11 protein-coding genes are annotated in these 8,223 nt (G+C 60.1%); 9 read left to right on the top strand and 2 right to left on the bottom strand.

All coding sequences use genetic code 11. The features are described 5' to 3' along the window. On the bottom strand, positions 1–1,877 hold a 1,877-nt coding region (locus ACE3OH_RS16215), incomplete at its 3' end, for a sensor histidine kinase (RefSeq protein ID WP_374355254.1). On the opposite strand from ACE3OH_RS16215, the gene ACE3OH_RS16210 reads away from it, so the two are divergent. From ACE3OH_RS16210 to ACE3OH_RS16175, 8 genes are all read left to right on the top strand, one after another. Next, positions 1,851–2,450: a response regulator gene (locus tag ACE3OH_RS16210; RefSeq protein ID WP_374355251.1), complete on the top strand. Its 600-nt coding sequence runs from the start codon at positions 1,851–1,853 to the stop codon at positions 2,448–2,450. The two genes, ACE3OH_RS16215 and ACE3OH_RS16210, sit on opposite strands and share 27 nt — an antisense overlap. A 3-nt stretch (positions 2,451–2,453) precedes the next feature. After that, on the top strand, positions 2,454–3,635 hold the full coding sequence (locus ACE3OH_RS16205) for a VWA domain-containing protein (RefSeq protein ID WP_374355245.1): 1,182 nt from the start codon (positions 2,454–2,456) through the stop codon (positions 3,633–3,635). Between the two features lie 180 nt (positions 3,636–3,815). Continuing rightward, positions 3,816–4,397: a septation protein A gene (locus tag ACE3OH_RS16200; RefSeq protein WP_374355242.1), complete on the top strand. Its 582-nt coding sequence runs from the start codon at positions 3,816–3,818 to the stop codon at positions 4,395–4,397. Then, positions 4,397–4,699: a YciI family protein gene (locus ACE3OH_RS16195; RefSeq protein WP_374355263.1), complete on the top strand. Its 303-nt coding sequence runs from the start codon at positions 4,397–4,399 to the stop codon at positions 4,697–4,699. Before ACE3OH_RS16200 ends, ACE3OH_RS16195 begins: the two co-directional genes overlap by 1 nt. Next, positions 4,696–4,965: a BolA family protein gene (locus ACE3OH_RS16190; protein WP_374355239.1), complete on the top strand. Its 270-nt coding sequence runs from the start codon at positions 4,696–4,698 to the stop codon at positions 4,963–4,965. Before ACE3OH_RS16195 ends, ACE3OH_RS16190 begins: the two co-directional genes overlap by 4 nt. Before the next feature lie 42 nt (positions 4,966–5,007). Further along, a complete protein-coding gene (locus ACE3OH_RS16185; RefSeq protein WP_374355236.1) occupies positions 5,008–5,793 on the top strand; it encodes a peptidylprolyl isomerase in 786 nt (261 codons plus the stop codon). 70 nt (positions 5,794–5,863) lie between these two features. Continuing rightward, complete coding sequence (locus ACE3OH_RS16180) at positions 5,864–6,202, top strand: P-II family nitrogen regulator (protein ID WP_374355260.1); 339 nt, start codon at positions 5,864–5,866, stop codon at positions 6,200–6,202. A gap of 289 nt (positions 6,203–6,491) precedes the next feature. Further along, entirely contained in the window at positions 6,492–7,718 is a 1,227-nt protein-coding gene (locus ACE3OH_RS16175; RefSeq protein ID WP_374355233.1) for a multidrug effflux MFS transporter, read from the top strand. Here the strand turns inward: ACE3OH_RS16175 and ACE3OH_RS16170 are convergent. Beyond that, on the bottom strand, positions 7,712–7,972 hold the full coding sequence (locus ACE3OH_RS16170; RefSeq protein ID WP_374355230.1) for a PhaM family polyhydroxyalkanoate granule multifunctional regulatory protein: 261 nt from the start codon (positions 7,970–7,972) through the stop codon (positions 7,712–7,714). The genes ACE3OH_RS16175 and ACE3OH_RS16170 overlap by 7 nt on opposite strands. Positions 7,973–8,119: 147 nt before the next feature. Between ACE3OH_RS16170 and ACE3OH_RS16165 the strand changes: the two genes are divergently transcribed. Further along, a partial coding sequence (locus tag ACE3OH_RS16165; RefSeq protein WP_374355257.1) for a DUF1456 family protein occupies positions 8,120–8,223 on the top strand: 104 nt, incomplete at its 3' end.

The raw sequence follows: 8,223 nt of genomic DNA, 5'->3' as shown, positions 1-8,223 counted from the left end.
ATATGCAGGCCCAATCCATAGCCCAGATGTTCGTTGTCCAGCCCGCCACTTTGGGTAAATGGCGCCAGCAGGCGCTCGCGCTGGGCCAGATCCATACCCGGGCCGGTATCGATCACCTGGATTTCCAGCCCGGCCGACCGTCGCCTTACCCCGAGCAATACCTGCCCGCGGCTGGTGTAACGAATGGCATTGCCGATCAGGTTGTCCAGTATGCGCGCCACGATCAGGCCAGATGCCAGCACCTCCGCCGAGCTAGGGCATACCCGCAGCTGCAGTCCCTTTTGCTCGGCCGCAGCACGGTGACGGGCTTGCGCATCCCGCAGCACATCGCCCAGCGCCAGCCATTGCGCATTTTGCCGGACCTGGCTGCGCGCTTCGGTAATCAGTTCACGCAGTAGCGATTCGCAGTAATCCAGCGTCTTGTCGATATGCCGGGCCGCCGCCTCTTGGTCGGTTCGGGCACGCAGGGCGGCCAGCGCAAAGCGGATCGACGACAGCGGCTGCGACAGATCATGTCCGGCTGCTGCCAGCTGCAACTGCTGCTGATGCACCGCTTGCAAGGCGCGGCCACGCGCCAGTTCGGCCTGCGCCAATTGTTCGGCCTCGGCCAGCCGGTGCTGCAGCGCTGCCTCATTGCGCTGATGCAATAGTTGCACGAGTCGGCCCAGGGCAGCCGCAAACAGCAGGGCCTCAAGCAGATAGCCGATTTTCGGGTAAAGAAAGATATCGATATCGGCAAGGCCGGCTACCCCGGCCACACTCAGGCTGAACAGGACATTCATGCATAGCCCGATGCTGACCGCACCGGCCAGAAAATAGCCAGCTGCAGGCAGTCGCCGACGCAGGGCGAGCAGGCCGACCACCGGGTTCACCGGCGAAAACACCAGCGACAGCGCCACCAGGGCAGTGAGATTGCCAGTCAGCACAAACAAGGCGGTTGCGGCCGTCATCAGGAAACCGTAAACCAGATACAGGCGGAAAAGCCAGGGCAGCGTTCGCCTCAGGCGAAACAAGGTCGCGGCAAAGGCGGCATGGCCAAGATGAATCAGCCCTACCAGCACTACCGGCGCCACCTGGTTCCACCTCCCTGCGTCATGCCATAGCCATTGGTACAGATAGCCTTCGATTTGCAGCAGGAACAGCACCACCGCCGTCAGCATCAGGCTGTAGTAGCCATAGGCCTGGCGCCGCAAGGCAAAAAACTGTGCGACGGCAAAAGCCAGCAGCAGCAACAAGGCGCCGATAATCAGACCATTTACCAGATTGCTGTCAGCCAGCCGGTCGGCAAACTGGGCGCGGGTCATGAATTGCAGGCGAAGCGGTGTATCGCCATGCACGCGGTAGTGAATATACAGCTGCACTTGCTCATTGGCCGGCAACGCAACCGGCACCGCCAGCAAACGGGCCGGCACCGGGCGATCGGCAAAGCGGCTGGCCGCATCGAGGCGGATCAAGGTGCGCATGCCCGCAGCGTCTTGCTGGTATACCTCCAGCCGTTCCAGATCAGGCACGCCAAGGTCCAGCAACCATGGCGCCGGCACGGCATCGGCATTGCGAACCATCAGCCTGATCCAGTGACCGCCGGCGCCCAGGTCAATCTTGCGGTCGGCATAGGGCTGGAATACGGCGCCGGCCGCCGCAACATCGGCCAGAGCGGTTTGCGCGGTGGAACCGGTAAAATGCTCGGCATGTGCACTGGCTTTGAACGGGCCGCCTGCCTGCGTCAGCGCAAGACTCGATGCCTGCACCACAAGCGGCAGCCATAAAGCCAGCCAAAGCCAGCGGCGTAGAGCGGGAAAATGCGTCAACATAGGCGGGATACACAGGGCCAGAACGGCCGGGCGAGCGAAATGCGACTGATTATAGCGGACGACCATGTCATCTTCCGGGAGGGGCTGAAACTGCTGCTCTCCCATGCCGGCTACACCGTGGTGGCGGAAGCGGGCGATGCCGGCAGCCTGCGCGAGCTGGTACGTGAACATGGGCCGGAATTGGTGATTCTCGATTACCACATGCCCGGCAACGATAGCGCCGCAGTGCTGGCCTATCTGAAGCAGCGCTACCCGGAACTGAAGGTAATCATGCTGACCGCGGCCCAATCGGGCACCTTGCTGAAACAACTGGCCGATGCGGGCGCCGATGGCGTGCTGCTGAAAGAAGGCTCGGCCACCCTGTTGCTCGATGCACTGCGCCGCGTGCTGGCCGGCGAGCGCGTCATCGCCAAGGCGGCGACCGAACGCATCAAAGACGCCACGGTGGCTTTGACGGCGCGTGAATTCCAGATCCTGCACCTGATTTGCGCTGGCGAATCCAGCACGGCCATTGCTGAACGGCTGACACTATCGCCCCGCACCGTGGAAAAACACCGCGAAAACCTGTTTCGCAAGCTGGAAGTGAACAATGTTGCCCAGCTTATCAACAAAGCCGAAACCCTGAACCTGCTGCAATAAACCATGCTTCTCGACTTTTTCTATCAGCTGCGCGCCGCCAAACTGCCGGTTTCGGTCAAGGAGTTCCTCAGCCTGCTCGAAGCACTCGATCAAGGCGTGGTCGCCGGCAGCATCGACGATTTCTATATCATTTCCCGCGCCATCCTGATCAAGGACGAAAAATACTTCGACCGCTTCGACCAGGTGTTCGGCCACTATTTCAAAGGCGTGGAGAGTCTGCTGGAGAAAATCGAAGCCGATATTCCGGAAGACTGGTTGAGCAAATTGCTGGAAAAGCAGCTGAGCGCCGAAGAAAAAGCTGCCATGCAGGGCATGGGCTGGGACAAGCTGATGGAAACGCTCAAGCAGCGGCTGGCGGAGCAGAAAGAGCGCCATCAGGGTGGCAATAAATGGATAGGCACCGGCGGCACCAGCCCGTTTGGCGCCTATGGCTATAACCCGGAAGGCATCCGCATCGGCCAGGATGGTTCACGCCACCGGCGGGCGGTCAAGGTATGGGATCAGCGTGAGTTTCGCGATTTCGATGACAGCTGCGAGCTCGACACCCGCAATTTCAAGCTGGCGCTGCGCCGGCTCAGGCAGATGACGCGCCACGCCGAAGCCGCCATGCTGGATTTGCCATCCACTATCCGCGCCACCGCCAATAACGCCGGCTGGCTGGATATCCAATACACCCATGAGCGCCACAATGCAGTCAAGGTGCTGCTCTGTCTCGATGTCGGCGGCTCGATGGATGATCATATCCAGGTATGCGAGCTGCTGTTTTCGGCCGCGCGCAGCGAATTCAAGCATCTGGAGCACGCCTACTTCCACAACTGCGTGTATGAATCGATGTGGCGCAACAACAAGCGCCGCCACAGCGAGCGACTTCCTAGCTGGGATGTGCTGCATACCTATCCGAGCGACTACAAGCTGATTTTCGTGGGCGACGCCACCATGAGCCCTTACGAAATCGACTATCCGGGCGGATCGGTCGAACATATGAATGAGGAGCCCGGCCGTGTCTGGCTGGGCCGCCTGCTCGAGCATTTTCCTTCCGCGGTCTGGCTCAATCCGGTGGCCGAGCACTACTGGGATTACACCGAAAGCGTACGCATGGTGCGCGATATCATGGGCGATCGCATGTATCCCCTGACACCTGCCGGCATCGAGTCGGCGATGCGGCGCCTGCTAGGGACGCTGTAGCGCGTCGACGATTAGCCTGCGCTACCTGTGTCGGAAAAATGTCATGGCAGCATTTCCCGCGCGGCTGGCGCCGTGGCGGCCTTGGCAGGCGATGGCAGGTCGCATCGAAGTGTAAATAAGCGCATCGCCATGCCAAGCCGATTGCCCGATGCCTAGCGCATCGGCATAATCGCGCCCACCATGAAATTCCTGTTCGATCTGCTCCCGGTAATCATCCTGTTTACCGGCTACTTCTCCGGCATCACCGCTCCCGCCCTTGGCCTCGATAAGCCTATCGAATTCGCCACCGCCTTGGCCATGGTGGTTGCCGCCCTGCAAATGATCTGGATGCTGGCACGCCGCCGCAAGATCGATGCACTGCAATGGATCAGCTTTGGCCTGATCATGGTGATGGGCACTGCCACCCTGGTGCTGCACAACGCCATGTTTATCAAGCTCAAAGCCACCGTGCTGTCGCTCGTGATGGCCAGTGCCTTGCTGATTGGCCGCTATGGCCTTGGCAAATTGCCACTCAAGCTGCTCTTGGGCAAGGAGCTGAAGCTCGCCGATATTGTGTGGGACAAGCTGATGTGGGCCTGGGTAGGCTTTTTCGTCTTGCAAGGCGGCGTCAATCTGTATGTGGCGCTCAACTATCCCGAAGCGGTGTGGGTGAAGTTCAAGCTGGTCCTGGTAATCGGCTTCCCCTTGCTGTTTGCCGTGGCACAGGGTTTGTGGCTTGCCAAGCATATGCCGCAAACCAATGCCGACTCGAAGGAATCATGATGTATTACGCCATTACCGGCCAAGATACCGCTGATTCGCTGGCCAAGCGCCTGGAAAACCGGCCCGCCCATCTGGCGCGCCTGCAGGCACTGCAAGCTGAAGGCCGCCTACTTCTGGCAGGACCGTTTCCCGCCATTGACTCGCCGGACCCTGGCCCGTCCGGATTTTCCGGCAGCCTGATCGTGGCCGAATTTGCCGATTTGGCCGCCGCGCGGGCCTGGGCCGACACCGACCCGTATCTGGCAGCTGGCGTATATGCCTCGGTCGAGGTGCGCCCGTTCAAGAAAGTGCTGCCAGCATGAACACCCTGGAACAAATCCGTGCGAAACTCGCCGACCTGAATCCAAGCAGCCTGACACTGGATGACGACAGTGCCAAACATGCCGGCCATGCCGGCGCGGCATCTGGTGGTGGGCACTTTCATCTTCATATCGTGTCCGAGCGCTTTGCCGGCCTGACGCCGGTGGCCCGCCACCGGCTGATCTACCAGACATTGGGTGACTTGATGCGCCAGCAGATTCATGCGCTGGCCATTGATGCCCGTGCCCCCGAAGAAACCCAGAATTAGTTTCTGATCAACACCAACCTGTATCCCATAAGGACGCATTCGATGCAAACCAAGATTCGCTTCGCTCCCGCTCTGATCGCCGCGCTGCTCGCCGGTGCCGTGTTCGCCGCCGACAAGCCGGTCGCGGTTGTCAATGGCGTCGCCATTCCGCAAGCCCAGATGGACTTCATCCTCAAGCAACTGGCCGAGCGTGGCGCCAAGGACAGCCCGGAACTGCGCACCAAGATCCGTGATGATCTGGTCACCAAGGAAGTGGTTGCCCAGGAAGCCCTGAAGAAGGGTCTGGACAAGGACGCCGACGTACAACTGGAAACCGCCATGGCCAAGCAGAACGTGCTGCTGAAGGCCTATGTTGCCAACTACCAGAAGACCAATACCATTGCCGAAGACGTGCTGAAGGCCGAGTACGAAAAGCTCAAGGGCCAGATGCCTTCCAAGGAATACCACGCCCGTCACATCCTGGTGAAGACCGAAAAGGAAGCCAACGATGTGATCGCCGCACTGAAGAAGGGCAAAAAGTTTGAAGACCTGGCCAAGGACAAGTCGGAAGATCCGGGCAGCAAGGGCAATGGCGGCGATCTGGGCTGGGCTGCACCGACCAATTTCGTCAAGGAATTCGGCGATGCCATGAGCAAGCTGGCCAAGGGCGAAGTAACCAAGGCCCCGGTGAAGACCCAGTTCGGCTACCACGTGATCAAGCTGGAAGACTCGCGCACGCCGCAAGGCCCGTCCTTCGACGAAGTGAAGGGCAATCTGCAACAGCAGATGCAAGGCCAGGCACTGGACAAGATGATTGCCGACCTGAAGGCCAAGGCCAAGGTTGAGTAAGCAGCTTGAGCATTGCGCAACATGAAAAGGGGCCGCTTGGCCCCTTTTTTACAAGGAGACCGGCATGGACATGAAGAAAATCGAAGCGGTGATCAAGCCGTTCAAGCTAGACGAAGTACGCGAAGCACTGGCCGACATCGGCGTAAGCGGCCTCACGGTCACCGAAGTAAAAGGTTTTGGCCGGCAAAAAGGCCATACCGAGCTGTATCGTGGCGCTGAATATGTCGTCGACTTTTTGCCCAAGGTGAAAATCGAAGCGGTACTGACCGCCGACAAGATCGACGCCGCCATCGACGCCATCGTCAAAGCCGCCCGCACCGGCAAGATCGGCGACGGCAAGATCTTCGTGACTGCAGTGGAACAGGTCGTGCGCATCCGCACCGGCGAAACGGGTAGTGACGCGGTTTGATGTGAACGTCCCACTTCAAGGGCAAAGGCTGCAACGCAGAGGCGCAAAGAACACCGAGGGGCACAGAGAAAGGCAAGGACCATGGCAGGCGCTGCGCACTACGTAGTGAAAGCCGATCATTTTTTTGGTTTCTGCTGTCGTTCTTGTGGGTTCTTCCGGTTTTTTCTCTGCCTCCCTCCGCGTTCTCTGCGCCTTTGCCTTGCACTTGTGAACCATTAACGCTCAATTTCAAGCTCAGCGATGCCGCCGTCGCGGTTACACTGCGCGATTGTCCGCAGTGAATCGCATCATGTCTGATTCCCCCTCCCATACCGAACCCTCGCGCACTGGCCTCGTGATCTTGCTGGCCGGGCTTGCCATGTTCGGCCCGTTTTCCATCGATACCATTTTCCCGATGTTCCAGGTGATGGAGCGGGAGCTGCGTATCGATGCGATCCAGATGCAGCAGACCATCAGCGTCTATCTGCTGGCCTACGGGGTGATGTCGCTGCTGCATGGGCCGCTGTCCGATGCACTGGGTCGGCGGGCGGTGATCATGGGCGGGGTAGCGATGTTCGGCCTCGCCTCGATCGGCTGTGCCTTGTCCAATTCGATCTGGGTGCTGCTGGGTTTTCGCGCCCTGCAGGGCTTCTCGGCTGGATCGGGGCTGATCGTCGGCCGGGCGATCATCCGTGACCGCTTTCATGGCGCATCCGCGCAGAGGGTGATGTCGCGCATCACCCTGGTATTCGGCATGGCACCAGCCATTGCGCCGATGATAGGCGGCCATATCGGCACCCGCTTTGGCTGGCAGGCCATCTTCCACTTTCTGGCGCTGTTCTCGCTGGTCCTGCTGCTGGCGTGTTGGCGCTGGCTACCGGAAACCCACCCGAAAGCCTTGCGCCAACCGTTGGCGCCGCGCCCCCTGTTCGGGCGCTACTTCGACATGCTGGCCAATCCGGCCTTTGTCTGGGTGGCGTTATCGGGCTCGTTCAATTTTTCAGCGATGTTTATCTATATCGCCTCGGCGCCGGTGTTTGTGCTCACCCATCTGGCGCTGGGCCAGACTGATTTTGTCTACTTTTTTGCACCCACCATCGCCGGGATGATGATGGGTGCCTGGCTATCCGGCCACCGCGCCGGCCGCGAGCCGCCCGCCTCGACCATCCGTTTGGCCTACCGGATCATGCTGGTCGCAGGCCTCGCCAATGTCGCCTATTGCCTGCTGGTGCCGAAAGTGAGCTGGCCATGGGCGGTATTGCCGATCATGGCCAATGGCATCGGCATTTCCCTGGCTTTTCCGACGCTGGCGCTATTGCTGCTCGACCTGTACCCGAACGAGCGCGGCACGGCTTCGTCGCTGCAAGCCTTTATCCAGCTGATGATCAGTACCCTGGTGGCCGGCCTGATTTCGCCGTGGCTGGCGCGCCAGCCGCTCTATTTGGCCATTGGTGCGGTCAGCTCCAGCCTGATCGGCCTGTTGGCCTGGCGCAAGGCGCGCCGCTACGGCATCGGCGAGGCGCAACCCACTCAGTAATTGCCCTCATCCGGCGCCGCCGGCCGCTCGCGCGGCTTGAGCGCCGCGAGACTGGCCTGCTGCAATTCCAGGGTGCGTATGCTCATCTGCACCAGCGATACCTGCATGCTGAGCCACTGCTCCACCGTGCGCAATTCGGCAATCTTGCGCGCGCATTCCTCTTCGCTCATCGGCGGCATGAAGGGCTGCATGCCCTCCATCGGCTTGAACAGTTGCCGGAAAAAGGCAAAGGGATCATTGGCTTGTTCGCTCATGCTGGCTCCTCGGGGCAGGAAATCCTGTCCAGCATACCCAAATTCGCTGCGCTGCAACCGCTTTCCCGGCAACAAACGCCAGAACAACCATACCGGCGCAGCACGCTCAAGCGCTAAAATGCCGGGCTACCCATACGAGACTTAGTCATGATCGCCAACGACATCCTGCGCAGCGTGCGCTATATGCTGGACATCAGCGATGCGCGCATCGTCGATATCATCAAGCTGGCCGCCGGCTTCGAGGTCAGCAA

The sequence above is a fragment of the Chitinimonas sp. genome, from assembly GCF_041904975.1.
In the GTDB taxonomy this organism is placed as follows: Bacteria; Pseudomonadota; Gammaproteobacteria; order Burkholderiales; family Chitinimonadaceae; genus Chitinimonas.
The sequence above is the reverse complement of the archived record's forward strand: the minus strand, read 5'-3'. Positions and strand labels throughout refer to the sequence as shown.

Coding starts and splice junctions, on each gene's coding strand:
- ACE3OH_RS16210 (WP_374355251.1), top strand. CDS start 1,851: ATGCGACTGATTATAGCGGACGACCATGTCATCTTCCGGGAGGGGCTG.
- ACE3OH_RS16205 (WP_374355245.1), top strand. CDS start 2,454: ATGCTTCTCGACTTTTTCTATCAGCTGCGCGCCGCCAAACTGCCGGTT.
- ACE3OH_RS16200 (WP_374355242.1), top strand. CDS start 3,816: ATGAAATTCCTGTTCGATCTGCTCCCGGTAATCATCCTGTTTACCGGC.
- ACE3OH_RS16195 (WP_374355263.1), top strand. CDS start 4,397: ATGTATTACGCCATTACCGGCCAAGATACCGCTGATTCGCTGGCCAAG.
- ACE3OH_RS16190 (WP_374355239.1), top strand. CDS start 4,696: ATGAACACCCTGGAACAAATCCGTGCGAAACTCGCCGACCTGAATCCA.
- ACE3OH_RS16185 (WP_374355236.1), top strand. CDS start 5,008: ATGCAAACCAAGATTCGCTTCGCTCCCGCTCTGATCGCCGCGCTGCTC.
- ACE3OH_RS16180 (WP_374355260.1), top strand. CDS start 5,864: ATGAAGAAAATCGAAGCGGTGATCAAGCCGTTCAAGCTAGACGAAGTA.
- ACE3OH_RS16175 (WP_374355233.1), top strand. CDS start 6,492: ATGTCTGATTCCCCCTCCCATACCGAACCCTCGCGCACTGGCCTCGTG.
- ACE3OH_RS16170 (WP_374355230.1), bottom strand. CDS start 7,972: ATGAGCGAACAAGCCAATGATCCCTTTGCCTTTTTCCGGCAACTGTTC.